Here is a 25,023-nt window from a genome sequence, read left to right as displayed (position 1 = left end):
AAGAAGGTCGCCAAGAAGGTCGCGAAGAAGGCCGCGAAGCGCCGCCGGTAAACAGCCGCCGCTGGACACCGTTGCAGTCAGGGTGTCCGGTGACACGGTCCCCGCGCGTGGGCTATGTTGAACCCGATCGAGAGGACCAGTGGCATGGCGGGCATCGATTTCACGCTCACCGGCGAGGCCCTTTGGACCCGGATGGAGCGGGCAGTGGAACGGGTCAACGACAGACTCCGTCGCACGGTCACGATCCTCGAGGAGGCCGGGGTGCCCTACGCGGTCGTGGGCGGCCACGCCGTGCGGGCCTGGGTTGCCCAAGTCGACGAGGCGGCGGTGCGAAACACCCGTGACGTCGACATTCTCGTCCGCGCGAGAGATCTTCCGGCGCTCGGGTCCGCCATGCTCGCAGCCGGATTTCACCATCGAGAAACCGCCGGCGTGCAGATGTTCGTGGACACCCCGGCAGGGTCGGCACGCGACGCCGTGCACGTGGTGATCTGCGGCGAGTGGGTGCGACCCGGCGAGCACGAGCCCAACCCGGATATCGAGCCTGCGGTGAACACCGGGGGGTTTCGCACGGTGCCGCTCGAAACCCTGGTGCGGATGAAGTTGAACTCGTTTCGCGACAAGGACCGTGTCCACCTGCGCGACATGATCGCGCTGGGGATGGTCGATGCATCGTGGCTCGGGTGGCTTCCCGAGCCCTTCCGTGACCGCCTCGCCACGCTGCTGGCCGACCCCGACGGGTGAGACACCCGGGCCCCCGGGCGCCGTCAGGGGATGGTCACGCCGCGGGTGAAGACCAGCGCGGCGGCACCGGTGCGCACACGGGTCTCGCCGCATCCCCAGGTCGCGCTCTGGCCCAGCCCACCATCGCCCCGCCCTGGCACGGCAGCGTTCGGGCGGCGAGAATGCTCGCGCCGTGCGGCAGGTTCGCTGCCGGTCTCGTGCCCCGGGGGATTCCGCCATGACAGACGCTCCTTGCTGGCCGGAGAACCAGCCGCCAGCCGATCGAGGAGGCCGACGGCGGTTCGCGACGTCGGCCACGGTCCGGTGCGTCGCGGCGCTGCTCGCCCTCGCGGCGCTCGTCGCCGGCTGCTCGCGTCCCGCCGCCCCGCGCCCCGAGCGCCCCCGGCGCCCGGCGGCCGACGACGGCCAGGGCGCCGCGCCGGTGCCGCGCGGCACGATCGGCGTCTCGCTGCTCACGCTCGACAACCCGTTCTTCAAGGTGATCGGCGACGCGATCACCGCGACGGCGCGGAAGTCGAGCTACGAGGCCCAGATCCTTTCCGGCGACAAGGACGTGGCCAAGCAGGGGAACCAGGTCAAGGACTTCATCGTCCGCCGCGTGGCGGCGATCGTGCTGTCGCCCTGCGATTCCAAGGCGATCGGGCCGGTGATCGCGGAGGCCAACGCCGCCGGGATCCCCGTGTTCACCGTCGACATCCCCTACCGCGGCGGCGACGCGAAGGTCGTCACCCAGGTCGCCAGCGACAACTTCGGCGGCGGCAGGGAAGCGGCGGCGGCGATGATCGAAGCCCTCGGCAGCAGTGGCGGGAAGGTGGCGATCCTCCACTTCAAGCAGGCCGAGAGCTGCCTGCTGCGCGTGGCGGGATTCCGCGAGGCGGTCGAGGCCCACAACAAAGGCCTGCCCGCCGGGACGGCGGCGATCGAGATCGTCGCCGAGCTCGAGGCGGGCGGGGCGCGCGACATGGGCTACAAGGCCGCCGAGGACGTCCTCCAGGCCCACGCCGACCTCCGCGGGATCTTCGCGATCAACGATCCCTCGGCGCTTGGCGCCGTCGGCGCCCTCGAGAAGGCGGGGAAGGCGGCGCAGGTCGTGGTCGTCGGCTTCGATGGCCAGCCGGAGGGGAAAGAGGCGATCCGCGCGGGGTCGATCTACGCCGACCCGATCCAATTCCCGGCGCGGATGGGGGAGGAGATCGTGGCCGCGATCGTCCGCCATTCGAAGGGCGAGGAGCTTCCGGCCGAGACCCTGATCCCCACCCGGCTGTATCGCAAAGCCGACGCCGAGAACGACCCCGACCTGCGCTGACGTCCCACCCCCCCGGAGAATCCCGCGATGCGCCACACGGTTTTTGCCGCGCTGGGTTGGGCGCTTGTGGCCTCGTCGCTGACGGCGGCGCCGCCGGCCCCGCTCGAGACGATCGCCTCGCAGCCGTCGTGGATCCTCGAAAACCGCGACGTCCGCCTCGCGGTCACGCGCCACGGCGGCCACATGGCGCCGGTCGAGTTTCTCCGGGCGTCGGGCCGGCCGGTGCAGCCCTACCACGTCAGCCCGTGGCAGAACGAGAACCGCGCCGACCTCCCCGCACCGGTCCTCGCGAGCCTCCGCGGCGACTGGTTCTGCCTGCCGTTCGGTGGCAACGGTGCCGAATTTCACGGTGAGAAGCATCCGCCGCACGGCGAGGTCGCCGGCGCCCCGTGGACCCACGTCGACACGCGCCACGCTCCCGGTCGCCACACGCTCGTCCTCGCGTTCGAACCGCAGGTGCGCCCCGGTCGGATCGTGAAGGAACTGTCGCTCGTCGACGGGCACGATGCGGTCTATTCGCGCCATGTCGTCAGCGGGTTCGCCGGACCGGCCCCCTGCGGCCACCATGCCACGCTCGCCATGCCCGATGCCGAAGGGGTGTTCCGCGTGTCGACCGGCCCGATCGAGCTCGGCTCGACCAATCCGACGCGGTTCAGCGATCCGGCCAACGGGGAATACCAGTCGCTGGCGATCGCGGCCCCGTTCACCGACCTGACCCACGTGCCGCTCCTCGAGCGTGGTGCCGGCACGGCCGACCTGACCAGGCTGCCGGCGCGGCGCGGATACGCGGACCTCGTGCAGGTCGTCAACACGCCGGAGGGGATCGGCTGGACCTGCGCCGTACGGACCGACGAGGGTTGGCTGTGGTACGCCCTCAAGGACCCGAAGGTCCTGCGCTCGACGCTGTTGTGGATCGAGAACCGCGGCCGGCACGGCAGCCCGTGGCTGGGGCGCAACAACTGCCTCGGCCTCGAGGACGTGACCGCGTTCTTCGCCGAAGGCCTGGCCGCCTCGGCCGGCTCCAATCTCCTCACGCGCCGCGGGATCCCGACGGCGCTGGTGTTTTCCGCCGACACGCCGACCGAGATCCGCTACATCCAGGGCGTCGCGCGCGTGCCGGAGGGGTTCGGCAAGGTGGTCACCGCCGAATTCGCCCCCGGTCAGGTGACGTTCGTCGCCGACGGGGGCACGCGCGTGACCGTGGCGGTCAACCATGCCTTTCTCGCCGGCGGCACGCCCTGAGAGGGCGCCGGGGCGCCATCGCCACCCAGCGAACTGAGTGCCTTCCAGAGAAGCGATACCCTCCGCGCGGCGACACATGAGCGGCCGGGGAATGTCCTTTAACCCTTCCTATCCCCCCTTCCAGACCCGCGGACGGCTTTTCCGGCGACCCCAACCGGGTTGGGCTTGGGTTTCCAGTTTTTTCCGGTACTCTGTGGGGTTGCTGTCGAAATACCCTTGACGGAGGTCGGGACGTGGCGGTGGCGATTCGCATGAAACGGATGGGGCGGAAGCACAGGTCGTATTTCCGGATCTGCGCCACCGATCGGCGCAGCCCGCGCGACGGCCGCGTGATCGAGGAGCTGGGCACCTACGACCCGAGCATTCCCGAGACCGATGCCCGCTGCACGATCGACGGCCCGCGGGTCGAATACTGGCTCTCCGTCGGCGCCCAGCCCAGCGATGCGGTGCGGGTGCTGATCAAGAAGTATGGCCCAAAGGGGACGCACCTCAAGGAAATGGACCAGGCCCGCGCCCGGCTCAAGCTCCCCAAGGTGATCCCCGACGCCGGTGCCCCCGTGTTCACCCCCGAGGCCAAGCCGGCGACGACGGCGGCCCCCGCGGCACCGGCCGCAGCCGAAGCCGCGCCCGCTGCCGACGCGGCCGGTGGCGAGCCCGCTGCCGGCTAGTCTGTCCGTCGGTCGCCCGGAGGCTGATCCGGGCCGAGCCCTGCCATGCGCTTCGACATCGTCACCCTGTTCCCGGAACTGTTTCCGGGCTTCCTCTCCGGAAGCCTGCTCGGAGCGGCGCGTGCGGCCGGCCTGATCGAGGTCTCGGTCACCGACATCCGCGACCATGCCAGTGGTATCCACCGTCAGGTCGACGATCGGCCCTTCGGCGGCGGGCCGGGAATGCTCCTCATGCCCGGCCCCGTCGTCGAGTGTGTCGAAGCGGTGCAACGGTGCGATCCCCGGCCCGGCCAGGTGATCCTTCTCTCCCCCGGCGGGCGGCGGCTCGACCAGGAGCTCGTCGAGTCGCTCGCACGGCGCGAGCGGCTCGTCCTCGTCTGCGGCCGCTACGAGGGGTTCGACGCCCGGATCGCGCCGGCGTTGGACGCCGAGGAGATCTCGATCGGCGACTACGTGCTCTCTGGCGGCGAGGTCGCGGCGATGGTGATCATCGACGCCGTCTCCCGGCTCGTTCCCGGCGTGATCGGCGATGCCGAGAGCGCCCGGCAGGATTCCTTCTCGGGCGCCGATCGCCTCGTCGAGGGACCCCAATACACGCGGCCGCGGGAGTTCCGCGGCCTGCCCGTGCCCGAGATCCTTCTCAGCGGCGACCATGCCCGGATCGCCACCTGGCGGCACGAGCAGGCCCGCGAGGCGACCCGGCGCCGGGCCGAATGCTCCCCGCACACCCGTTGACCCCCGTCCCGCAAGGAATCCCGCCGTGAGCCAGCAGATTCTCGCCAAGGTCGAGGCCGCGAGCCTGAAGACCGAAGTTCCCCAGTTTTCGATCGGCGACACCGTCGACGTCCACACCCGGATCCTCGAGGGGGAGAAGGAGCGGATCCAGATCTTCAACGGCGTCGTCATCGCCCGCGCCGGGTCCGGCAGCCGCGAGACGTTCACCGTCCGCCGGATCGTCGCCGGGGAGGGGGTGGAGCGGAAGTTTCCCCTCCACTCGCCGAAGATCGCCCGTGTCGAAGTGAAGCGCTCCGGCGTCTCGCGCCGGGCGAAGCTCTACTACCTCCGTGATCGCGTCGGCAAGGCGGTGCGCCTCCGTGAGAAGCGCGACGACCAAGTGGCTGGCTCGAAGAAGGGTTCGGCCTCCGACGCCTGAACGGAAGTCATCGGTCCTCCGGTGGCCGGGCCGACCGGCGGCCCGGGGCCGGGTTCCCCGGCCGGTGCGTTGGTGGGTGCGATGGTCGACGGCAGGGACGCGCTGGGCCGGACGGGCGAGGCCGAGGCTGCCCGGCACCTCGCCGGCCTCGGCTATCGGATCGTCGAACGGCGTGCGCGTGTCCTGCGCGGCGACATCGATCTGGTGGCGCTCGACGGCCGAACCGTGGTGTTCGTCGAGGTCCGGGCGCGCAGTGACCTCGACCACGGCCATCCTGCCGAGTCGATCGACGGCCGCAAGCGGCGGCGGATCGCCGAGTTGGCCACGGCCTACATCCGTCGCCACCGGCTCGAGGATTGCCCGGTGCGGATCGACGTCGTGACGGTGCTGTTCGACCCCGCCGGGGAGCCGCGCGTCGAACATTCCCCCGACGCCTTCGAAAGCCCGCTGTGAGCCGACGCGGCCGTCCCGTTCACCACGGCCCGGCTCCGGGGACGACAGGTGCCGCCGGGGCTCGATGGGCGGGCGGGGTGGCGAGCTCTTCGGCATCGGTGAACACCCGCACCAGCCCCGCCGGCAGGCGGCGCTCGAGCCGGGCGAAGCGTTTCTCGGTGGCGGGCCGCGGCCCCTCGACGCGCCGGATCATCACCCCGGCGATGCGGCCGGGATGGCGGCGGGCGACCTGGGCGTAGACCTCGGGATCGCGTTCCCCCGAATCACCGACGAGGAGGAATCTCCGTGCGGGAAAATCGGCGAGGATCCGCTCGATCGCCCGGCGCTTGGAGCGCTTCCGTGACGGCAGCCATCCCAGGGGCGTCGAGTCCTTGAGGCGGAACAGTTTGAGATGGAGCGATCCGGATGGCAGGCCGACGTCGCGGAAGAATCCCGACAGGCTGTCGGCGAGTTGCCACGGGCTCGACGAGACGTAGTGGAACGCCACGCCCTCCTCCTCCCACTGCCGGTAGATCGGACCGATCCCCGGGACGGCGACGAACTCGCGGAGGAACGTGTTGGCGAGCAGTTCGCGCCGGTTGGCGACGTTGGAGAGCTTGACGGTGTCGTCGATGTCGGAAATTACCGACGCGCCGCGCTCGGGCACCAGGTGCACGATGCCGCTGGCGATCCCCGCGCCGGCCGCGTCCCCGGCCTCCGGCTCGGCGTCGTCATCGTCGTCGAGCCACGCCGAGGTCGGGAGCCACGTTCCCGGCGTCCGGTCGCCGAGCCCGGTGATCCGGTCGGCATCGATGTCGATCGTGGTGGCGAAGTGGCCGATTCGGTCGGTCTGACCCGCGGTGAACTGCAGCCCCCCCACGCCGCAACGGACGTGGCGGCCGACGAGCCGCTGGAACAGGAACGAGGCGCTGCGTTGCTGGAACACCGGCGCGGCGCACTGCTCGTCGTCGAGCCCCATCACCCGCTTGAGCACGGCCACCGCCATCGCCCGCCGCCGGCTGGTGCGCGGCAGTGGCCGGATGGCCATGCCCGCGACCGTGATCCGCCATTTGCGGCCGCCGGCGGCCTGGCGGGCGTAGGTGGGGAAGAGGACGATCATGCCGGTGCTGCGGGGCGGGAGGAGATGCTTGTGGACGCGGCCCGCCGCCGTCGCACCCCGGGAGCGGTGGCCTCGCTTGCACGGCCGTCATCCCTCATTCTACAACTCCCGGCACTGCATTCGCGGTCGCGACATCAGGGAGACTGGCATGGGTGTGAAGAAGACGGGCAAGGGGCGCCGCAAGTTGGGACAGAAGAAGCGGCGGATGCGCGCCCGGATCCGGCACCGCAAGGGCTGATCGCCGCGCTGCTTCGTTTGCCGCGCGCGATTCAGGGGGTAGGTTTGACAGGTGTCGCTCCGGCGATGCCCCGGGGCGCCTTCCAAGAGGTGCCCAGGTCAGATCTGCCTGATGGATCGCGGCGGAACGGGCGCGCGGAGGATGTGATGCGGATCCCGGTTGCTCGGCGACTGGCTGTCGCCATGGCGGTGTTCGGCACGCTCGCCGGCACCAGCGGCTGCAAGACGCTCAACGAGCGCTACATCGCGCTCGAGGTCTGGAAATACGAGCGCTGCTTCGGGCACCTGCCCCCGGGATTCGTCCCGCCGGGAGCCGGCGCCCAGCCGATGCGCCCCTGCGGTCAGGGAGCGCCCTGTGCCTCGGCACCGGCCGCCGAGGGATGCGATCAGTGCCACGGGAGCGTGGTCGAAGGGGGGCTTCCGGCCGGCACACGCGTCGTCCCCGATCTGCCACCGGGGCCCGGCGGTGCACCGACACCGCTTCCCGCTCCGGCCGGCACGATGCCGGCACCGATCTCCGCCGGCCGCCCGGTGGTGATCTCCGACGAGGTCGTGCTTCCCTGACGTCCCGTATGGCGCCGCCCGCAGGTCAGAAGGTCCCCCTCAAGTCCCCGGCTCGCCGGCGCCGCCGGGCCGTGCCGAGAGCATCTCGTCGAAGATCGCCAGATCGTGCCGGAAGGTCGCGGCCGACAACGACAAGTCGCCGGCGAACGGATAGCCGAACAGCGACACGAGGTACAGGTTGAGCCCGATCATCAGGGCCACCATCACCGTCAGCAGGACGTGCAGGCGGGAGTTGTCGACGGCGAACAGGCCGGTGAACACGATCGTCGCCGCCGCCCCGACGAACAGGGCCACCCACTCGATCGCCGGAATCCCGAAGGCGGCGGTGCCGAGACGCTCGCGGCGGTGGTGCCAGAGCGACGAGATCTGCCCGATCAGCAGCGGGAACACCGCCTGCTCGCTGGCGCTGATGGGTTCGAAGCCGTCGAGCGCGCGGGTAATGCTCGTCATCGCCGCCCGAGCCTCCGCGCTCGTCCGTCCGGCCGCCATCGCCGGCCACTCCTGCTCGACGACGGCCACGGCGTAGTCGCGGCAGCGCTGCTGAACCCGGCTCCGGGCCGGCTCGGACAGCCGGTTGGCGAGATGAAACGACTCGAGCAGGTAGTTCGATTGCTGCTGGACAGTGTCGACGGCTTGCTCGAACCGTGTCATCGCGTCGACGACGATCAGGCCGAGCGTCACGGCGTACAGCGTCCCCGTGACGGCCAGGAGGTTGCCGGTGACGCCGTGGGCGTCACGGAGGACATCCCCCTTGAACAACAGCCGTGTGATCGCCACCACGACCAGCGCGCCGGCCACTCCACCGATCATGAACAGGCCGCAGTTGACCAATCCGCCGGTTTGCATGTCCATGCGACAGTTCCACGATCGACCGGATCCCGGCACCACCGCCGCGCAGCCTACCCAATGGCACGGCGGCGCGACGATGCCGGACGCCCGGGGCGGCACTCAGGCGAGCGTCTCGTCCGGTCCCGGAAACCGACCGGCACGGACGTCGTCGCGCCAGGCGGCCAGGCCGACTGCCACCGCCCCGCGGGCATCGGCATAGCCGCGGACGAATCGCGGCACGCGGCCGGGGGACAGGCCGACGAGGTCATGGAACACCAGCACCTGGCCGTCGCAGTGGGGGCCGGCGCCGATCCCGATCGTGGGGACGGCGAGCGCCGCGGTGACCTCGGCGGCGAGCGCCGCCGGGACGCACTCGAGCACGACGGCGAACGCCCCGGCGTCGGCCGCCGCCCGGGCATCGGCCAGCACCGGCTCGGCATCGCGCTGGACGCGGTACCCGCCGAGCTGGTGGACCGCCTGGGGACGCAGCCCGACGTGCCCCATCACCGGGATCCCGGCCGAAACGATCGCCGCGATCACGTCGGCCTGCCCCGCGGTGCCCTCGAGCTTCACCGCCTGGCAGCCGGTCTTCTTGAGCAATCGGGCGCAGGCTGCGACCGCCCGGCGCGGACCGAGGTGCTGCAGCGGAAACGGCAGGTCGACGACCACCAGGGCCCGCTGCACCGCCCGGACGACGATCTCGCCGTGGTAGATCATCTGCCCGAGGGTGGCGGGGATCGTCGACGGCCGGCCGGCGACTACCATCGCCACGCTGTCGCCGACGAGCACACAGTCGATGCCCGCTTCGTCGGCCAACCGGCCGGTCGGCCAGTCGTAGGCGGTGACCATCGTGATCGGCGCTTTCCGCCGCTTGGCGGCGATCAGGTCGGGAACCGTGACGCGGCGGGGGGTTTCGGGCATGATGGAAAGGGTCATCCCGGTGGAGTGGGGGTCGTACCGTCACCACTGTATCGCGCCACCCCGCCCGCTACGTTTCCGCCGCGTTCTCAGGAGCCGTTGCATGCGATTCCCGCTCCTCGTCGCCCTCGCCGTCGCCTGCGGCGCGGTCACACCGCCAGCCTTCGGCCAAAGCCCCGGCATTCCTCAGCGGCTCAAGGAGAACCAGCGCCGCGGCGTGGTCATCGACAAGGGACCGGGCTGGTTGGCCCTGCGCCTGCCGCGTGAGAACGCGACGATCTGGCGTGCGGTGCCCGGCCCCAACCCGCGGATCCAGGTCGTCGGCACGGCGGAGCGCTCGATGCTCGCCCCGAAACAATTCATCCGGTTTTCGGCGACGCTCGACAGCACGGGCAAGATCACCGAGCCGGTGACGAAGGTCACCTTTCCGGGCGGCGGCAACCCGTCGGTGATCGCCTCCGGGCTCGACACCGGCGAGAAACCGCAGGGGGGCAAACGGTCACCCGGGTTGTACGTGATCAACGGCATCATCCGTGAGGTGGAGGGGACGACCGTCGCCCTGTCGGTCGGCAAGGACCGATTCGAGTTCACGGTGCCGGAGGACGCCGAGTTGCTCGTCGACACTCCCACGCTGGCCGTCGTCGGCAAGGACGACGAGGTCGAGATCGAAGGCACCTACGTCCAGGAGGGGCAGGTGCTGTTCTCCGACCTCAAGGTCACGCTCGCCAAGCCGCTCGCTCCTCCCGAACCCAAGGTGAAATCCCGCCGTTGACCGGCGGCGATCGATGCCCGGCCCTGCATTCGAACCGGCGGGTGGTGCCACTGTCGTTCGGCAGTCCATGGTTCCGCCCCCGGTCGCCCACCGCCCTCCTCCCCGACTGCCCAGACTTCCCGAACGCTTGACCTTGCGGTCACCCCCTACGACCCTATAATCGCGGGGTTCCGGGGGTTGTCCGATGGGCGGCGGCAACGCCGTCCCTCGGCACTGCCGTGCGTCGTTCGCGGGTGTAGCTCAGTTGGTAGAGCACCACGTTGCCAACGTGGTTGTCGTGGGTTCGAATCCCATCACCCGCTCTCGGTGAACATGGTCTCGGTCTGCTTCGGCGTTGGACGGGATGGATCCTCGCACCCACGAGTCGTCGGGGGGCCGGATCGAACCCCGGGCCGTACAGTCATTCCGGGACCGATCGGCACCGGATGCAGCCTGGTTCGCGAGCCGAGTGGGCGAACCGGCCGCGGTGCCATGCCCCTGGCCGGGGTGGTGTCGACCTCCCGGATGCGGCCGGCCCCCGGCAGCGCGGTGAAGACGGCCGGGGACCGGATCGCGGTGAACGACATCCTGACCGGTGGCCAGCACCGAACACCGCATCGCCCCCCGCCATCCCGTCTCCGCACCCCGCTTCGTTCGCGTACCGACTTCACACTTTCCGTCGTTCAACGGCACCGTCACGCCAGCCCACGATCCCGAGTTTCCGGAACCAGCCATGGCCGATTCGCCCACCCTCACGACTGACGACCAGAACCCCGCCGACACGCAGACCAGCCGACCGCCGCTGGCGCTCGACGTCGCCATCGACCGCAAGAGCACCTGCGAGCGGCGGATCCGTGTCACGATCCCGCGTGACGACATCCGGCGCTATCACGACGAGGCGATCGGCGAATTGATGCCCTCGGCCCTGCTCCCCGGGTTCCGTCCCGGCCGCGCGCCGCGGACGCTCGTCAGCAACCGCTTCCGCAGGGAGCTGTCCGACCAGATCCGCTCGAAGCTGCTCACCGACGCGATGACGCAGGTCTCCGAGCAGCAGAGCCTGTCGCCGATCAGCGAGCCCGACATCGATCTCTACGCGGTCATCCTCCCCGACGACGGGCCGATGACGTTCGAGTTCTCGATCGAGGTCCGCCCCGAGTTCGAATTGCCGCAGTGGAAGGGGATGGCGATCAAACGCCCCTCCCGCGAGATTTCCGAGGCCGACATCGACGAGGCCTTGGCCAACCTGCTCCGCGAACGCAGTCGCTTGGTCCCGTCCGACTCGAGCCCCGTGGAGGGCGACCTGATCGTCGCCGACATCCGCTGCCGAGACGGCGACACCGAGCTGTCGAGCGCCCATGAGGTCGAGATCGTGGTCCGCCCGCGGCTGTCGTTCGCCGACGCCGCCCTCGACGGATTCGTGACGCTCGTGTCCCGCGCCAAGGCCGGAGACACCGTTTCGGCGGAGGTCACGATCTCCCCGGAGGCGGCGGTCGAAGCGCTCCGCGGCCGCACGGTGCTCGTCGAGATCACGATTCTCGAGGTCAAGAAGCTCGAGCTCCCGAAGCTCACCCCGGAGCTGCTCGCGGAACTCGGCGACTTCGAATCCCCCGAAGCCCTCCACGCAACGCTCAAGGCGCAGCTGGAGAATCAGCTGTCCTGGCACCGGCGACGGCAGGTGCGCCACCAGGTGGCCGCGACACTCACCGCCTCGGCCGACTGGGACCTGCCCCCGGACCTGCCCAAGCGCCAGAGCCAGCGCGAGCTGGAGCGGGCGATCCTCGAGCTGCGGCGGAGCGGCTTCGACGACGACGCCATCCGCCGTCACGTCAACGAGCTGCGGCAAACGACCCTGGCGAGCACCGCGCGGGCCCTCAAGGAGCATTTCATCCTCGAGAAGATCGCCGAAGCGGAGTCGATCGCGGATACCGGCGCCGATTACGACGACGAGATCCGCGCGATCGCCACGCAGTCGGGTGAGTCGCCGCGGCGCGTGCGGGCAAGCCTCGAGAAGCGCGGGCTGATGGACGTACTCCGCAACCAGATCATCGAGCGCAAGACGCTCGACCTGATCACCGCGGCGGCGGAGTTCACCGACGTGCCGTTCGAGTTCCGCAAGGCCGACGCCGACGCCGTCGATCATGCCGTCTGCGGCGCGATCGTCGGCGAGGAGGAGATCCCCACCGCCAAGCATTCGGAATCGGCACCGGCCCGCGGTTCCGCGCGCCGCTGAACCGGCCGCTCCGACCAGGTGTCCACCGGGGTCGGCACCCCGGTGGCCCCGAACGGAGGCCTGCCGTCGCCTCCGTCCGCTTCCCCCGCCATCATGTCCCCTGTCCACCCCGCGGACCCGCCATGCACGACCACCAGACGACCGGACCGTCCCGCTCCGCCCCCGCCGGTCCCTCCGCACCGCGCGCCGCGGAAGCGTCGAGCGCCTACAGCAACTACCAGCGCCAGCGCCAGATGACCCTCGGCGACCTGCTGCTCGAGAATCGGATCATCCTCCTCCAGGGCGAGATCTACGACGGCAACGCCAACGAACTGGTGATGAAGCTCCTCTATCTGCAGAGCGAGAACCGGCGGAAGGACATCCACTTCTACATCAACTCCCCCGGCGGCAGCGTCACCGCGACGATGGCGGTCTACGACACGATGCAGATCCTCTCCTGCCCCGTCGCGACCTACTGCGTCGGCCTCGCTGCCAGCGGCGGCGCCGTGCTACTCGCGGGGGGCACCAAGGGGAAACGCTTCGCCCTGCCGCACGCCAAGGTGATGATCCACCAGCCCTACGGCCAGGTCGGCGGGCAGGTCAGCGACATCGAGATCCAGGCCGAGGAGATCCTCAAGACCCGCTCGATCCTCAACGAGATCCTCGCCCATCACACCGGCCAGCCGCTCGAGCGGATCGCCCGTGACACCGACCGCGACCGGTACCTGTCCGCCACCGAGGCGAAGGACTACGGTCTGGTCGACGACATCCTCACCAAGCCTCCCGTGACCGCCGAAGACGACAAGGACAAGGACTGACCGATGCCGCTGATCCCCTACGTGATCGAGAAGAGCGGCCGCGAAGAGCGGGCGATGGACATCTACAGTCGCCTGCTCAAGGATCGCATCATCTTTCTCGGCAGCCAGGTGAACGACGAGGTCGCCAACGCGATCGTGGCGCAGATGCTGTTCCTGCAGTCGGACGACCCGAAGGCCGACATCCACCTGTACATCAACTCCCCGGGGGGAAGCGTCACCGCGGGGCTGGCGATCTACGACACGATGCAGTTCGTGACCTGCGACGTCGCCACCTACTGCATCGGCCAGTGCGCGTCGATGGGGGCGGTGCTGCTCACGGCCGGTGCCCGGGGCAAGCGCCGGGCGCTCCCCAATTCGCGGATCATGATCCACCAGCCGCTGGCCGGAATGGAGGGAACGGCGGAGGAGATCATGATCCACGCCAAGGAGTTCCGGAACATCAAGCACAAGCTCAACGCGATCCTGCTCAAGCACACCGGCCATCCCCTGGAGAAGATCGAGCAGGACACCGACCGCGATCGGTTCATGTCGGCGCACGAGGCGCTCGACTACAAGCTCATCGACGAGGTGATCGACCGGATGCCGGACGGCCGACCCGCGGGCTGACGCGTGGGCCGTTCACCGCCCCGGCCCACTCGGAGGCGGCAGGGAAGCCGAGGCCAAGGACGGCCCGACGGCGCAGGAGGCGCTATGAATCCGACCTGTCCGTGGACGACGTGTTCGCGACCGTGCGCCACGGCGAAGGGCTTCAAGGCCCACCTCGTCGCGCTGGCAGCCACAGCAGCGCTGGCCGCGGTGGGCTGCAAGAGCAACATCGACCAGCAACTCCTCGAGCGCGAGCTGCGCCTCCAGGAGGATCAGATCTACCAGCTCCAGGACGAGCTGGTCTCACGGCAGTCGCAGCTGGAGCGCCGTGAAGTCGAGAACGCCAGCCTGCGCAAGCAGCTGGGGATCGCCGACGGTGCCGGTCCAGGCGCCGGGCGCCTCGAGCTCCCCTCCGGCGTCGCAACGCCGGCGCGGGCGCCCGTGCTTTCGACCGTCGAGCCCGACCGGCCGGTGCTCGTGCCGCCGGTCGTGGTCCCACCGGCGTCGACCACGCCCGGGGCGGCTCCCTCGCCCCCGGCCGGGGGCGGCTTGCGGTTCGGCCCCCCGTCGTCGCCGCCGGGCACCGCTCCTCCGGGCATCGGTCCGGGCACGATCGCACCGCCGGTGCTCGACGGCGTGCCCCCGCTCCCGGTCTTTCCGGCTGCACCCGCCTCCCCGGCCGCCGGTCCCCGTGCCGGCCTCCCTCCGGTGCGCCGGCTGTCGCACGAGGAGACGGTCGCGGCCCAGCCGGCGATCGCGGGCCTGGTCGTCAATGCGGCGCACACCGCCTGCATCGACGCCGATGGCGACGGCACCAGCGACGCTCTCGCGCTGGTCGTCGAACCACGCGACGCCTCCGGCCGGTTGGTGGCCGCCGGCGGCGACGTGACGATCGCCGTCTTCGACGAATCGGTCGCCCCGCCGGTGCTGCCGGTCACGCCCGGCGGTGGCGATGCATCGCCACCGCCCCCGGCCGAGGCGTGCCTGGTGCAGGTCACGATCCCCGAAGCGGAAGTCAACGGTCACTTCCGCGCGACGTCACGGGCGCGGGGGCTGCACTTCTCGCTGCCGTGGCGCAGCCGGGCTCCGGTCGCCGACCACGTCCGGGTGATCGTCTCGCTCGTGACGCTCGACGGCCGGACGTTCACCGCTGACGCGCTCGTGGCGACGAGACGGTGACGTGGCGACGAGACGGTGACGTGGCGACGAGACGGTGACGTGGCGACGAGACGGTGACGTGGCGGTCCGCTACAGCCCACGGTCCTCGAGGAAGTTGAGCAGGTCGGCGACGCGGTTGGAGTACCCCCACTCGTTGTCGTACCAGCTCACCACCTTGACGAAGTTGCCGAGACCGATGGTGTCGACCGCCGAGAAGATCGAGCTGTGCGGATCCCCCTTGAGGTCGGTCGAGACCAGCTCCTTGTCGGAGTAGCGGAGGATTCCCTTCAGCGGCCCGTCGGCGGCCTTCTTCATCACCGCGTTGATGTCGGCCGGCGACGCTTCGCGGAGGAGGAGCGCGGTGAAGTCGACGATGCTCACCGTCGGCACCGGGACACGGAACGCCATCCCGGTGAACTTCCCCTGCAGGGCCGGGATCACCAGCCCCACCGCCCGGGCGGCACCGGTGCTCGAGGGGACGATGTTCAGGGCCGCGGCGCGCGCGTCGCGGAGGTCCTTGGCGGCGGTGTCGACCGTCTTCTGGGAGTTGGTGTAGGCGTGGACCGTGGTCAGCAGCCCGCGGTCGATGCCGAACGTCTCGTGGAGCACCTTGGCGACGGGCGCCAGCCCGTTGGTGGTGCACGAGGCGTTGGAGATGACGTGGTGCTTCTTCGGGTCGTACATCTCGTTGTTGACGCCGAGGACGAGGGTCAGATCCTCGTTCTTGGCCGGTGCCGAGATCACGACCTTCTTGACGCTGTCGCGCCGGTGGGCCGCCGCCTTGGTCGCGTCGGTGAACAACCCGGTGCTCTCGACGACGATCTGCACCCCCTGGCTGCCCCACGGGATCGCGCCGGGGTCACGCTCGGCGAAGACGTGGACCTTCTGGCCGTCGACGACCAGGTCGTTGCCGTCGTGCCCGACGGCACCCTTGAACGGGCCGTAGTTGGAGTCGAACTCGAGGAGATGCGCGTTGGTCTTGGCGTCGGTGAGATCGTTGAGGGCCGCCACCTGCACGTCGCCGCCGAGGCCGTACTTCTCGTAGATGGCACGGTAGGTGAGGCGGCCGATGCGACCGAAACCGTTGATACCGACGCGGATGGGCACGAGATCGCTCCTGCTGCGGTGAACCGGCCCTCGGGCGCCGGCGCGAGACGAAACGGAGGGGAAAACGCGGGCGGAATATACACCTCCCACCGCCGGCCGCTCAAATCGCCGGCGCCCCCCGCGCCACTGTGCCCGTGACGCCGTCGTCGCCCGCCGCGTACATTCTCGTCATGACCACGCCCGTCATCGAACTCGCCGGCGTCCGCAAGTCGTTTCCGCAGCCCGAGGGGGGCCGCGTCGAGATCCTCGACGTGCCCGAGTTGACGATCCCGGCCGGCGCGCAGGTGGCGCTCGAGGGGGCGAGCGGTTCCGGCAAGTCGACACTCCTCAACGTGATCGCCGGCATCCTCCGCCCCGACACCGGCCACGTCCTCGTCGACGGCATCGACATCACCAGGCTGGCGGAGCCGCAGCGCGACCGGCTCCGCGCCGACAAGCTCGGCCTCGTGTTCCAGTCGTTCAATCTCCTCCCCGGATTCACCGCCCTGGAAAACGTGCTGGTCGCGATGTCGTTCGGTTCCGATCGCCCCGACCGGCGCCGGGCCGAGGGCCTGCTCGACGCGGTCGGCCTCTCCCACCGCCTCGGCTACCGTCCCGCCCAGCTCTCGGTCGGCCAGCAGCAGCGCGTCGCGGTCGCCCGGGCACTGGCCAACCGGCCGCGCGTCGTGCTCGCCGACGAACCGACCGCGAGCGTCGATCCCGCCCACCAGGCGCAGGTCATCGACCTGCTCCGCGACACCTGTTCGGCGCACGGCGTGGCGCTGGTGGTCGTGACCCACGCGCCGGAGGTGGCGGGGCTGTTTCCCCGGCGGCTGCGGCTCGAGCACTTCAACCGCGCCGCCGCGGGGCATGCCCGGGCGACGGTCGGAGGGGAGTGACACCGATGGGGATCCTCGGCATCGCCTGGCGCAGCATCCGGCAGCGGCCCCTCACCAGCCTGCTGACGAGCCTGTCGTTGGCGCTGGGCGTGGCACTGGTCGTGGCGACGCTGGTCACCGCGGGGCTGGTGCAGAAGGCGTTCGAGAGCGGTGCCGGGCTGGGCTACAACATGATCGTCGGCGCCAAGGGGAGCCCACTGCAGCTGGTGCTCAACAGCGTCTACTTCATCAGCAAGCCGATCGAGAACGTCCCCTGGGCGTTCTACGCCGAGTTCCTCCCGGCCGCGCGCCGCGCCGACGGTGTCGACGGCCGGTTCGCCGCGAGCACGAAGACTGCCGTGCCGATCTGCATGGGGGACTATTTCAACTCGTTCCGCGTGATCGGGACCGACGCCGCGTTCTTCGGCGAGCTGACCCGCGGCGACGGCGAACCGTTCGTGTTCGCGGCGGGGGGCAATTTCCGCGACGACGACTATTTCGCCGGCGTGCTCGGCGCCACCGTCGCCGCGAAGTTGCGGCTCGCCGTCGGCGATACGTTTTCGCCGACGCACGGCGCCGACAATGGCCCGGTCCACGATCCGTTCCGGGTCGTCGGGATCCTCGCCCGGACCGACACGCCGATCGACCGCGGCGTGTTCGTCAACATGGAGGGGTTCTATCTCCAGGACGGCCACGCCAAGCCGCTTCCCGAGGGGGTCGAGCCGCCCCCACCGCCGCCGCCGTCGGCTCTCGGCCGCCCCGCGCCCCTCCCCGAGGCGCAGCGCGAGGTGACCGCGATCCTCCTCGAGACGTCCTCCCAGCCCGGGCTCCCCGGCATGCCGTCGCTGCCGGCGGAGCTGTCGGCGATGGTCCTGCGGACGGCGATCAACGAGGGGCGCGACGCCCAGGCGGTGCTCCCCGTCGGCGAGATCCGTCAACTCCTCGACCTGTTCGTCCGGCCGCTGGAACTGCTGCTGTTGCTGGTGACGGCGATGGTGGTGCTCGTGTCGGCGATCGGGATCCTGGTGAGCATGATCGGCTCGTCGCTGGAACGGACGCGCGACGTGGCGATCATGCGTGCCCTCGGCGCCCGGCGGAGCGTGGTGCTCTCCGCGGTGCTCGCCGAGGCGGTTCTCCTGGCCGTCGGCGGCGGCCTGGCCGGGTGGATCCTCGGTCACCTGCTGGTGGGGGCCCTGGGCCCGTGGATCTCGACCAACGCCGGCGTCTCTGCCAGCGTGCTGTCGGCGGCGCCGAGAACGGAACTGCTGCTCGTGCCGGGGCTCGTCCTGGTCGGGATCGTCGCCGCCCTGGTGCCCGCGATCGCCGCCTACCGGACCGACGTGGCCCGCTGGCTACAGGGGCCGGGCTGACCGGCCGCCCGCGGCCGGGTCCCGCTCGCGGACCGCCGGGGGGTGTCGGCCGCGGGGGGCTGGTAGAATCGGGGCATGAAGAAACTCCGCTCGCTCGTCGCCGCCGTGACGGTCCTCGGCCTGGCCCTGGGATCGCTTCCGCGCCCGGCCGCCGCCTGCCCGTTCTGCAGCGCGGTGTCGCTGACCTTCGCCCAGGAAATCGCCCAGAGCCAGGCGGCGGTGATCGCCCGGCTGGTGGAAGCACCGGCCGAGGGAGCGCTGAAACTGCGGGCTGACGGCCCGCTCCCCAAGGGCCGGTTCGAGGTCGTCGAGGTGCTCAAGGGAGGGGACCTCGTCACCGAGGCCGGGCACTCCGGCCCCGACGGGACGCCGATCGAGACGATCATGCTCGATCGCAAGCCGGTCGGCGGGCTCCACCTGCTGATGGCGGTCGAGCCGCCGAAACTGGTCTGGTCGACCCCGATCGCCGTCAGCGACCGGGCGGTGGACTACATCCGCCGGCTGGCGACGCTGCCGGAGAAGGGTCCGGATCGGCTGGCGTTCTTCCAGCAATACCTCGAGGACGCCGACGAGACGCTCGCCCGCGACGCCTACGACGAGTTCGCCGTCGCCCCGTACGACGACGTCCGTGGGCTCGAAAGCCGCATGGACGCGGCCCAACTGCTGGCGTGGATCGAGAATCCGAAGGTCGCCTCCAACCGGCGCCGGCTCTACGCCACGATGCTCGGGGTCTGCGGCAGTAAGGCCGATGCCGCGCGGATCGCCGCGATCCTCGCCGGCGAGGGGTACGACGGCGACAAGGCCGAGGTCCGCTCCGGGCTCGATGCCCTGATCGCCTGCTACGTCACGCTCGAGGGAGCCACGGGGCTCGATCTGGTCGACCGGCTGTTCCTTCCCGGAGGCAAACGCGACGTACCGTTCACCGAAACCTACGCCGCGGTGATGGCGCTGCGGTTCCTCGGCGAGGAATCGCGTGACGTGCCGCGGGAGCGGGTATTGGCGTCGCTGCGCAAGCTCCTCGACGAGCCGAAGCTGGCGGATCTGGTGATCGCCGATCTGGCCCGCTGGCAGGACTGGTCTGTGGTCGGTCGGCTCGAGCAACTGTTCACCGACGCGACCGACGACAACATCTTCGTCCGTGAGCCGGTGATCAATTACCTCAAGGCCTGCCCGCTTCCCGAGGCGGACGCGGCGGTGAAGCGACTGGCCGCGATCGACCCCGAGGCGGTGCGCCGGGCGGCGACGCTGGCGGGGTTCGCGGGGGTGTTGGCGGCAAAAGGGGGCGGCGCCACACCGCCGCCGGCGGCGACCACGGCGGACGACGGCGATCCGGGTGATCCCTCGACCGCAACTCCCTCGGCACCTGCACCAACCGCCGATTCGGGCACCGACGCCGCCCTCGTCGCCCGGGTCGCCCCCGTACTCGCCGACGACGACGCCACCGACGACCGCGCGGCGGTCGATCCAGCCGGCGCCGTGCCGCCGGCCCTCGCCGCGTCGCCATCCACGGAGGGCTCGTGGGTTCCCTGGGGCTTGATGGTCGCGGCGCTGGGCCTGCTTCTGGCGTCGATCGTCCGCACCGCCCTCCATGCCGCCACCCGTCACGGCTGATCCCCCTTCCTGTCCTCCGGGCCCGACACCATGGCCAGCGGCCTGTTCGATACTCCCGCCCCCGACGTCGCGCGGCCCGTCGCCGGCGACGCCGACCGCTACCGCGCGCTGCCGCCCACCGTGGTCCCGGCGGTCGTGCTCGCCGTCCTCTCGCCACTCACGCTTCTCGATTGGTGGTTGGCGTTGGTGCCGCTCGGCGCCCTCGTCGCCGGAGTGATCGGCTGGCGGGCGATCGCCACCCGCCCCGAGGACTACACCGGCCGGCTGCTGGCGATCGGCGCGACGCTCGTCGCCGCCGTGGCCCTCGTCGCGGGCCTCGCCTGGCAGGCGGGCGTCTACGCCGCCGAGCTGCCCGAGGGGTTCGAGCGGATCGACTACGGCGCGCTCCAGCCGCTCCCCGGCGACCCGCCCCACATGATCCCGGAAAGCGCCCTGGCCCTCGACGGCCGCGACGTGCTCCTCAAGGGCTACATGTATCCCGGCAAGCAGCAGCGCGGGATCGTGCAGTTCGTCCTCGTCCGCGACCAGGGCGACTGCTGCTTCGGTGGCAATCCCAAGATCACCGACCGCGTGCTCGTGCAACTTGCCGATCCGGTCGGCACGATGTTCACACCGAAGGTGTGCAAGGTGGCCGGCCGGTTCTCGGTGCGACCGACCGGCACGACGGCCCTCGAGGGGGGCGTGTTCTACCACCTCGAAAACGCCACCCTCCGCTGAGCAGCGCGGCGGTGGACGAGCCGGCACTGATCTCATGGCTTCCTCCCTTCCATTATTCCAGGCCCTCCGCGCCGGCGCGACGGTCACCGGGGTGGTGGCGCTGCTCGGCTGCGGTGGCCCCCGATCCCCCGCCACGCGCCCCGTTCCTCCCGCGGCCGACGCGGCCCCCGGGGGATCGCCGTCGACGGCGCTGCCCGCCGCCCCCGCCGCCGCGGCGACCTCCGCCGCGCCTGCCGCACCGCGCGAGATCACGTTCGACGACATCAAGCTCGGGCTGGAAAAAGGCGCACCCTTCACCCCCGACGCGCTCACGCCGCGGGTCCGCGAGCTCGAGCGACAGCGCGTCCGGATCCGCGGCTACATCCTCCCCAGCTTCCAGCAGACCGGGCTCACCCAGTTCGTTCTCGTGCGCGACAACATGGAGTGCTGCTTCGGCCCCGGCGCGGCGCTCCACGACTGCGTCGTCGTGCGGATGGCGCCGGGCACGAGCGCCGAGTTCTCGATCCGGCCGGTGGCGGTGACGGGGGTGTTTCGCGTCGAGGAACTGCGCGGGCCCGGTGGCGGCCATCTGGCGATTTATGCGCTGGATGGCGACGACGTGAAGTGACCCCGCGGCGTTGGTACCATCGCTTCCCCGGGGCGAAACCTCCCCGGAGTCCGTCCGCCGCCGCCGCACCGCGATGCTCTACTGGATTTACGACATCCCCTCGGCGACGCTCGCGCTGGGGATGATCGCGCTGTTCGTCGGGATCTACTGGGGCGGGGCGCTGGTCGTCCGGCCGATCCTCCGCCAGTTCGTCCGTTCGACCCCGGCGTGCAACGACGTCGTCGGCTACGTGCTGTCGTGCTTCTGCGTGTTCTACGGCCTGCTGCTCGGCCTGATCGCGGTCACTGCCTACCAGAATTTCTCCGCCGCCGAGGCCAACGTCACCCACGAGGCGGCGGCGCTGGCGGCGCTGTATGAAGACGTCGGCCAGTACCCCGCGCCGTGGGGCCAGAATCTGCGCTGGGCGCTGCGCGACTACACGCGCTACGTCATCAAATATGCCTGGCCGCTGCAGCGCCGCGGCATCGTCCCGGTCGAGGGGTCGGTCCGTGCCCAGGCGTTCGAGGAGCAATTGCTCGCTTTCCAGCCGGAAACCCCCGCCGAGGAGATCCTCCATGCCGAGGCGCTGCGGCAATTCAACTCGTTCCTCGAGGCCCGGCGGATGCGCCTGTTCGCGGTCACGTCGAGCATCCCGGTGGTGATGTGGTACGTCGTGATCCTCGGGGCGCTGATCACGATCGCGATGGTCTGGCTGTTCGACATGAAGTTCGTCACCCATCTGCTCCTCGGTGGCCTGCTGTCGGCCTACCTCGGCACGATGATCTTCCTGATCGCGGCGATGGACAATCCGTTCCGCGGCGAGGTGAGCATCGCGCCGGAGGTGTTCGAGACGCTGTACGCCCACATGGTCGAGGAGTGAGGCGATGCCGCGCCAGGCCGACAGCCGCAGCCGCCGCGCCGCCGTCCGGGACGGCTGGGCCGCGACGCTCGCCGCCGCGCGGGCACTCGGTCCGGTGACGATCGCCGGCTGCGGCCTGCCGACCCCGGTGCGGACCGTGACCATCGGCTTGCTCCATTCCCAGACCGGTCCGGTGGCGATCAGCGCGACACCGGTCCGCGACGCGCAGATCCATGCCATCGAGGAGATCAACGCCGGCGGCGGCCTGCTCGGCCGGCAGATCGAGTTTTCCGCCCCCGACACCCGATCCCGTCCCGACCTGTTCGCCAACCGCGCCCGCCGGTTGCTCGACGGCGGCGCCGTGGCGCTGTTCGGCTGCTGGTCGACACCGTCGCGGAAGGCGGTGATTCCCAGCGTCGAGGAATACAAGCGGCTGCTGTTCTACGGCGTGCCCTACGAGGGGAACGAGTCGTCGCGGTTCGTCATCTACGGCGGTCAGATCCCCAACCAACAGGTCCTGCCGGTCCTCGACTGGCTGCAGTCGGCCGCCGGCGGCTTGCGGCGGCGGCTGTTCGTGGTCGGCAGCGACGACTTCTACGGCCGGACGATGACCCACGTCGTCCGCCGGGCACTGATCGACCGGGCCCTGCAATTCGCCGGCGTGATCCTCGTCCCGACGACCGCTGCGGTGACCGCCGACACGGTCGAGACGATCACGTCGAGCGGCGCCGACTGCATCCTCAGCACGCTCTCCGGGACGCCGGCCCTGGCGCTGTTTTCCCGGCTCGCGGAGGCCGGCCTCGACCCGCGCCGACTCCCGGTCATGTCGACGACGATCGGTGAGGATGAACTGCGCCTCCTCCGCCCCGACGTCGTGGCAGGGCACTACGCCGTCTCCGCCTACTTCCAAAGCGACGACGGGGCGGGCAACGGCGAGTGGATCGCCGGCTTCCGCCGTGAGTTCGGCTTCGACCGGGTGACCAGCGACACGATGGAGACGGGCTACTCGCTCCTCCACCTCTGGGCTGCCGCCGTGCGCCGTGCCGGATCGGTGGCCACCGGGGCGGTGCTCCAGGCCCTCCGCGACGGCGTGTCGTTCGCCGGTCCCGGCGGCCGGCTGGCGATGGATCCGGCCACGCAGCACTGTGCCAAGCCTTGCCGGATCGGCCGGATCCGCTCCGACCGGCAGTTCGACGTGGTCCACGAGTCGTCCGCTCCGATCCCCCCCGACCCCTACCCGGCGCTGGCGTTTCCCGGCTGGTCGTGCGATTGGACGAAGGGGGGCGTCGTCCGCGGGGCGGAGGTGAAACTCGATGGCGACCTTCGACGTCCAGCACACCGAGGGAATGCGCTGGGTGAAGGCCAGCCTCGCCGACGACACGATCCGCACCGAGCGCGGGGCCCTCAACCACATGCAGGGTGCGGTCACGATGGACGTGCCGTTGCCGTCGCTCCGCGCCGCCTGGGTGTCGCTGTTCTCGGACGAATCGCTCCTCCGCCCCCGGTTCACCGGCACGGGCACGGTGTTCCTCGACTCGACGCTCGGCGGCTACCATCCACTGCGGATCGGGCGCGGCGAGCAGTGGATCCTCGACCGCAAGTGCTTCTGGGTCTCCGAAGGCGAGGTCGAGATCACGGTCCGCCGGGAGTCGTGGTGGACGGCGTTTCTCGCCGGCGAGGGGTTCATCTGGTACAAGACCGTACTTCGTGGGGATGGCCAGGCGCTGCTGTCGGTCGACGGCCCGGTCGAGGAGATCCGCCTCGAAGACGACCGGCTCGTGGTCGACGGCCCGCAAGTCATGGCCCGGACGGCCGGCATCCGGCTGTCGCTCAAGCGACCAACGAGCAACTTCCTGAGTTTCTGGCTCAGCGGCCAGGAACGGAGCTACGTCTACGAGGGTTCAGGCCGGTTGCTGCTGTGCACGACCCCCTACTGGCGGAAGCGGATGCAGCAGGAGCGGTTCGGTTCCGCGGCCGAATGACGTCGCCACGGGGTGGATGATGCCTGGCTCGCTGGCGCCTCGGTCGGTCGCCCCGATCGGCCACATGAAGCGCTGCTTCGGCTGGGTGGCCGGCTGGGTCACGGTGGCCGTCGGCGGCGCCGCGCTGGCCTGCCCGTTCTGCGGCACCGTCGGGCCGACGCTGGCGATGCGCCGCGATGCGGCGCCGACGACCGCGGTCGGCTCGGCGGCCGGGCCGGCGCTCGAGACGCCGGCCGGCGGGCAGGTGCAGCCGTTCGCGATCGGCAGCCTGATCCGCGGCCGCCCGCTCCCCGACGAGGCCCTCGTCACCGCCCGGGTACCGGCGCCGGTAGCGGGGACGGCGCTGTTGTTCGGCGGTGGCGAGGCCCGCGCCGACGGCACACCCCCTTTCGAAGCGGTCGCGGCCGACGAACTGCTTTTGGCGCATGTCGCACGGGCGCCCGACACGGGCCGGCCGAGTGCCGAGCGGCTGGCGTTTTTCGCGGCGCGTCTGGAGCACCCGCTCGAGGCGATCGCCGCCGATGCGTTCGCCGAGTTCGGCCAGGCACCGTTCGCGGCGGTCCGCGCGGCCGCGCCGGCGCTCGCCGCCCGGCCCCTCGCCGAGTGGCTCGGCGATCCGGGGATCGACCAGCGCCGCCGCGGGTTCTATGGCCTGGCGCTGGGGATCGTCGCCCACGCCGGCCTGCCGGCCGACGCCCCGGCGTCGTCGGCCCCGCTCCGCGCGGCGCTCGAGGCCAACGCCGACGATTTCCGCGCCGGCACTGACGGGCTGATGGGAGGCCTGCTCGTCGCCGACGGCCCGGCGGGGCTCGAGTGGCTCATGGGGCGCGTCGCGCCGCAGCGCCCCGTCGAGCAGAAGCAGCTCCTCGGGGCCCTGCGCTTCGCCTGGGAGGAACTGGCCGCCACCATCCCCCGCGAGGAGATCGTGGCGGCGACCGCGACTCTCGCCACCAGCCCCGTGGTCGCCGCCGACGCGGTGATCGACCTGGCGCGCGAGCGCGGCTGGGACCACGTCGACCGCGTCGCCGGGCTGTGGCACACGCTCGGTGGCGATGATCCCCACGTGCGCCGCGCGGTGGCCGGCTACCTCACGGCCTGCCCGCGCCCCGAGGCGCGGGCCCATCTGGAGACCCTGCGCCGCTCCGACGGGCGCCGGCTCGACGAGGCGATTCGCGCCGCCGGGCTGCTCCGCGCGGAGTAG

General features: G+C 70.8%; 26 protein-coding genes, 1 tRNA gene and 1 pseudogene. 24 read left to right on the top strand and 4 right to left on the bottom strand.

All coding sequences use genetic code 11. The annotated features are described in order from the left end of the window. Positions 1 to 144: 144 nt before the first annotated feature. The 7 genes from FJ309_13210 to FJ309_13180 all read left to right on the top strand — a co-directional run bounded on the left by FJ309_13210 (position 145) and on the right by FJ309_13180 (position 5,566). Entirely contained in the window at positions 145 to 744 is a 600-nt protein-coding gene (locus FJ309_13210) for a nucleotidyltransferase family protein (protein ID MBM3955549.1), read from the top strand. A gap of 217 nt (positions 745 to 961) precedes the next feature. After that, positions 962 to 2,050, top strand: coding sequence for a substrate-binding domain-containing protein (locus FJ309_13205; protein MBM3955548.1), 1,089 nt, complete (start codon positions 962 to 964; stop codon positions 2,048 to 2,050). Positions 2,051 to 2,077: 27 nt separating this feature from the next. After that, complete coding sequence (locus FJ309_13200; protein MBM3955547.1) at positions 2,078 to 3,292, top strand: hypothetical protein; 1,215 nt, start codon at positions 2,078 to 2,080, stop codon at positions 3,290 to 3,292. Positions 3,293 to 3,543: 251 nt separating this feature from the next. Continuing rightward, the gene (gene rpsP / locus FJ309_13195; protein MBM3955546.1) at positions 3,544 to 3,960 is read left to right on the top strand and encodes a 30S ribosomal protein S16; all 417 of its coding nucleotides are present in this window, start codon (positions 3,544 to 3,546) and stop codon (positions 3,958 to 3,960) included. A 45-nt stretch (positions 3,961 to 4,005) separates the two neighbouring features. Further along, positions 4,006 to 4,695, top strand: a complete 690-nt coding sequence (gene trmD / locus FJ309_13190; protein ID MBM3955545.1) for a tRNA (guanosine(37)-N1)-methyltransferase TrmD — start codon at positions 4,006 to 4,008, stop codon at positions 4,693 to 4,695. Between the two features lie 25 nt (positions 4,696 to 4,720). Beyond that, on the top strand, positions 4,721 to 5,113 hold the full coding sequence (locus tag FJ309_13185; GenBank protein ID MBM3955544.1) for a 50S ribosomal protein L19: 393 nt from the start codon (positions 4,721 to 4,723) through the stop codon (positions 5,111 to 5,113). Positions 5,114 to 5,194: 81 nt separating this feature from the next. Further along, the gene (locus FJ309_13180; GenBank protein ID MBM3955543.1) at positions 5,195 to 5,566 is read left to right on the top strand and encodes a YraN family protein; all 372 of its coding nucleotides are present in this window, start codon (positions 5,195 to 5,197) and stop codon (positions 5,564 to 5,566) included. 19 nt (positions 5,567 to 5,585) lie between these two features. On the opposite strand, the gene FJ309_13175 is transcribed toward FJ309_13180, so the two are convergent. Continuing rightward, positions 5,586 to 6,665 carry a DUF2183 domain-containing protein gene (locus tag FJ309_13175; protein MBM3955542.1) on the bottom strand — a complete coding sequence of 360 codons (1,080 nt, stop codon included), beginning with the start codon at positions 6,663 to 6,665 and terminating at the stop codon, positions 5,586 to 5,588. Between the two features lie 384 nt (positions 6,666 to 7,049). On the opposite strand from FJ309_13175, the gene FJ309_13170 reads away from it, so the two are divergent. Beyond that, positions 7,050 to 7,466, top strand: coding sequence for a hypothetical protein (locus tag FJ309_13170; GenBank protein ID MBM3955541.1), 417 nt, complete (start codon positions 7,050 to 7,052; stop codon positions 7,464 to 7,466). Between the two features lie 39 nt (positions 7,467 to 7,505). On the opposite strand, the gene FJ309_13165 is transcribed toward FJ309_13170, so the two are convergent. Both FJ309_13165 and panB read right to left on the bottom strand, forming a co-directional pair. Continuing rightward, positions 7,506 to 8,318 (bottom strand): DUF4239 domain-containing protein, encoded by an 813-nt coding sequence (locus FJ309_13165; protein ID MBM3955540.1) that lies wholly within the window; start codon positions 8,316 to 8,318, stop codon positions 7,506 to 7,508. A 96-nt stretch (positions 8,319 to 8,414) separates the two neighbouring features. Beyond that, complete coding sequence (gene panB, locus FJ309_13160) at positions 8,415 to 9,215, bottom strand: 3-methyl-2-oxobutanoate hydroxymethyltransferase (GenBank protein MBM3955539.1); 801 nt, start codon at positions 9,213 to 9,215, stop codon at positions 8,415 to 8,417. 100 nt (positions 9,216 to 9,315) lie between these two features. On the opposite strand from panB, the gene FJ309_13155 reads away from it, so the two are divergent. The 6 genes from FJ309_13155 to FJ309_13130 all read left to right on the top strand — a co-directional run bounded on the left by FJ309_13155 (position 9,316) and on the right by FJ309_13130 (position 14,754). Beyond that, entirely contained in the window at positions 9,316 to 9,984 is a 669-nt protein-coding gene (locus FJ309_13155; protein ID MBM3955538.1) for a hypothetical protein, read from the top strand. Between the two features lie 229 nt (positions 9,985 to 10,213). Beyond that, positions 10,214 to 10,286, top strand: a tRNA-Gly gene (locus tag FJ309_13150). Between the two features lie 410 nt (positions 10,287 to 10,696). Continuing rightward, complete coding sequence (gene tig / locus FJ309_13145; GenBank protein ID MBM3955537.1) at positions 10,697 to 12,193, top strand: trigger factor; 1,497 nt, start codon at positions 10,697 to 10,699, stop codon at positions 12,191 to 12,193. A gap of 122 nt (positions 12,194 to 12,315) precedes the next feature. Further along, entirely contained in the window at positions 12,316 to 12,990 is a 675-nt protein-coding gene (locus FJ309_13140; protein MBM3955536.1) for an ATP-dependent Clp protease proteolytic subunit, read from the top strand. Positions 12,991 to 12,993: 3 nt separating this feature from the next. Further along, a complete protein-coding gene (locus FJ309_13135; GenBank protein MBM3955535.1) occupies positions 12,994 to 13,596 on the top strand; it encodes an ATP-dependent Clp protease proteolytic subunit in 603 nt (200 codons plus the stop codon). An 84-nt stretch (positions 13,597 to 13,680) separates the two neighbouring features. Continuing rightward, positions 13,681 to 14,754 carry a hypothetical protein gene (locus FJ309_13130; protein ID MBM3955534.1) on the top strand — a complete coding sequence of 358 codons (1,074 nt, stop codon included), beginning with the start codon at positions 13,681 to 13,683 and terminating at the stop codon, positions 14,752 to 14,754. Between the two features lie 69 nt (positions 14,755 to 14,823). Here the strand turns inward: FJ309_13130 and gap are convergent, their stop codons facing one another. Next, positions 14,824 to 15,834, bottom strand: a complete 1,011-nt coding sequence (gene gap / locus FJ309_13125) for a type I glyceraldehyde-3-phosphate dehydrogenase (protein ID MBM3955533.1) — start codon at positions 15,832 to 15,834, stop codon at positions 14,824 to 14,826. Between the two features lie 176 nt (positions 15,835 to 16,010). Between gap and FJ309_13120 the strand changes: the two genes are divergently transcribed. From FJ309_13120 to FJ309_13075, 10 genes and pseudogenes are all read left to right on the top strand, one after another. Then, on the top strand, positions 16,011 to 16,718 hold the full coding sequence (locus FJ309_13120; GenBank protein ID MBM3955532.1) for an ABC transporter ATP-binding protein: 708 nt from the start codon (positions 16,011 to 16,013) through the stop codon (positions 16,716 to 16,718). 5 nt (positions 16,719 to 16,723) lie between these two features. Continuing rightward, complete coding sequence (locus FJ309_13115) at positions 16,724 to 18,067, top strand: ABC transporter permease (protein ID MBM3955531.1); 1,344 nt, start codon at positions 16,724 to 16,726, stop codon at positions 18,065 to 18,067. A gap of 75 nt (positions 18,068 to 18,142) precedes the next feature. Beyond that, complete coding sequence (locus FJ309_13110) at positions 18,143 to 19,678, top strand: hypothetical protein (GenBank protein ID MBM3955530.1); 1,536 nt, start codon at positions 18,143 to 18,145, stop codon at positions 19,676 to 19,678. After that, complete coding sequence (locus tag FJ309_13105; GenBank protein MBM3955529.1) at positions 19,656 to 19,895, top strand: hypothetical protein; 240 nt, start codon at positions 19,656 to 19,658, stop codon at positions 19,893 to 19,895. The genes FJ309_13110 and FJ309_13105 overlap by 23 nt, the downstream gene beginning before the upstream one ends. Next, complete coding sequence (locus tag FJ309_13100; GenBank protein MBM3955528.1) at positions 19,865 to 20,395, top strand: hypothetical protein; 531 nt, start codon at positions 19,865 to 19,867, stop codon at positions 20,393 to 20,395. Before FJ309_13105 ends, FJ309_13100 begins: the two co-directional genes overlap by 31 nt. Positions 20,396 to 20,429: 34 nt before the next feature. Further along, positions 20,430 to 21,002, top strand: coding sequence for a DUF3299 domain-containing protein (locus FJ309_13095; protein MBM3955527.1), 573 nt, complete (start codon positions 20,430 to 20,432; stop codon positions 21,000 to 21,002). Between the two features lie 73 nt (positions 21,003 to 21,075). Then, entirely contained in the window at positions 21,076 to 21,861 is a 786-nt protein-coding gene (locus FJ309_13090; GenBank protein MBM3955526.1) for a DUF4239 domain-containing protein, read from the top strand. Between the two features lie 4 nt (positions 21,862 to 21,865). Beyond that, positions 21,866 to 23,083: pseudogene (locus FJ309_13085) on the top strand (hypothetical protein). A gap of 70 nt (positions 23,084 to 23,153) precedes the next feature. Next, entirely contained in the window at positions 23,154 to 23,822 is a 669-nt protein-coding gene (locus tag FJ309_13080; GenBank protein ID MBM3955525.1) for an AIM24 family protein, read from the top strand. 64 nt (positions 23,823 to 23,886) lie between these two features. Continuing rightward, complete coding sequence (locus FJ309_13075; GenBank protein ID MBM3955524.1) at positions 23,887 to 25,023, top strand: hypothetical protein; 1,137 nt, start codon at positions 23,887 to 23,889, stop codon at positions 25,021 to 25,023.

It is taken from the genome of Planctomycetota bacterium, assembly GCA_016872555.1.
Taxonomy (GTDB): domain Bacteria; phylum Planctomycetota; class Planctomycetia; order Pirellulales; family UBA1268; genus F1-20-MAGs016.
This window is presented reverse-complemented; position numbering and strand designations above follow the sequence as displayed.

Excerpts from the sequence above, each read along its gene's own strand:
- FJ309_13090 (MBM3955526.1), top strand. The coding sequence starts at position 21,076 with ATGCTCTACTGGATTTACGACATCCCCTCGGCGACGCTCGCGCTGGGG.
- panB (MBM3955539.1), bottom strand. The coding sequence starts at position 9,215 with ATGCCCGAAACCCCCCGCCGCGTCACGGTTCCCGACCTGATCGCCGCC.
- FJ309_13180 (MBM3955543.1), top strand. The coding sequence starts at position 5,195 with ATGGTCGACGGCAGGGACGCGCTGGGCCGGACGGGCGAGGCCGAGGCT.
- rpsP (MBM3955546.1), top strand. The coding sequence starts at position 3,544 with ATGAAACGGATGGGGCGGAAGCACAGGTCGTATTTCCGGATCTGCGCC.
- FJ309_13115 (MBM3955531.1), top strand. The coding sequence starts at position 16,724 with ATGGGGATCCTCGGCATCGCCTGGCGCAGCATCCGGCAGCGGCCCCTC.
- FJ309_13120 (MBM3955532.1), top strand. The coding sequence starts at position 16,011 with ATGACCACGCCCGTCATCGAACTCGCCGGCGTCCGCAAGTCGTTTCCG.
- FJ309_13155 (MBM3955538.1), top strand. The coding sequence starts at position 9,316 with ATGCGATTCCCGCTCCTCGTCGCCCTCGCCGTCGCCTGCGGCGCGGTC.
- FJ309_13210 (MBM3955549.1), top strand. The coding sequence starts at position 145 with ATGGCGGGCATCGATTTCACGCTCACCGGCGAGGCCCTTTGGACCCGG.
- FJ309_13095 (MBM3955527.1), top strand. The coding sequence starts at position 20,430 with ATGGCTTCCTCCCTTCCATTATTCCAGGCCCTCCGCGCCGGCGCGACG.
- FJ309_13165 (MBM3955540.1), bottom strand. The coding sequence starts at position 8,318 with ATGGACATGCAAACCGGCGGATTGGTCAACTGCGGCCTGTTCATGATC.
- FJ309_13080 (MBM3955525.1), top strand. The coding sequence starts at position 23,154 with ATGGCGACCTTCGACGTCCAGCACACCGAGGGAATGCGCTGGGTGAAG.
- FJ309_13170 (MBM3955541.1), top strand. The coding sequence starts at position 7,050 with ATGCGGATCCCGGTTGCTCGGCGACTGGCTGTCGCCATGGCGGTGTTC.
- FJ309_13130 (MBM3955534.1), top strand. The coding sequence starts at position 13,681 with ATGAATCCGACCTGTCCGTGGACGACGTGTTCGCGACCGTGCGCCACG.
- FJ309_13110 (MBM3955530.1), top strand. The coding sequence starts at position 18,143 with ATGAAGAAACTCCGCTCGCTCGTCGCCGCCGTGACGGTCCTCGGCCTG.
- trmD (MBM3955545.1), top strand. The coding sequence starts at position 4,006 with ATGCGCTTCGACATCGTCACCCTGTTCCCGGAACTGTTTCCGGGCTTC.
- FJ309_13140 (MBM3955536.1), top strand. The coding sequence starts at position 12,316 with ATGCACGACCACCAGACGACCGGACCGTCCCGCTCCGCCCCCGCCGGT.
- FJ309_13200 (MBM3955547.1), top strand. The coding sequence starts at position 2,078 with ATGCGCCACACGGTTTTTGCCGCGCTGGGTTGGGCGCTTGTGGCCTCG.
- FJ309_13205 (MBM3955548.1), top strand. The coding sequence starts at position 962 with ATGACAGACGCTCCTTGCTGGCCGGAGAACCAGCCGCCAGCCGATCGA.
- FJ309_13075 (MBM3955524.1), top strand. The coding sequence starts at position 23,887 with ATGAAGCGCTGCTTCGGCTGGGTGGCCGGCTGGGTCACGGTGGCCGTC.
- FJ309_13105 (MBM3955529.1), top strand. The coding sequence starts at position 19,656 with ATGCCGCCACCCGTCACGGCTGATCCCCCTTCCTGTCCTCCGGGCCCG.
- tig (MBM3955537.1), top strand. The coding sequence starts at position 10,697 with ATGGCCGATTCGCCCACCCTCACGACTGACGACCAGAACCCCGCCGAC.
- FJ309_13175 (MBM3955542.1), bottom strand. The coding sequence starts at position 6,665 with ATGATCGTCCTCTTCCCCACCTACGCCCGCCAGGCCGCCGGCGGCCGC.
- FJ309_13135 (MBM3955535.1), top strand. The coding sequence starts at position 12,994 with ATGCCGCTGATCCCCTACGTGATCGAGAAGAGCGGCCGCGAAGAGCGG.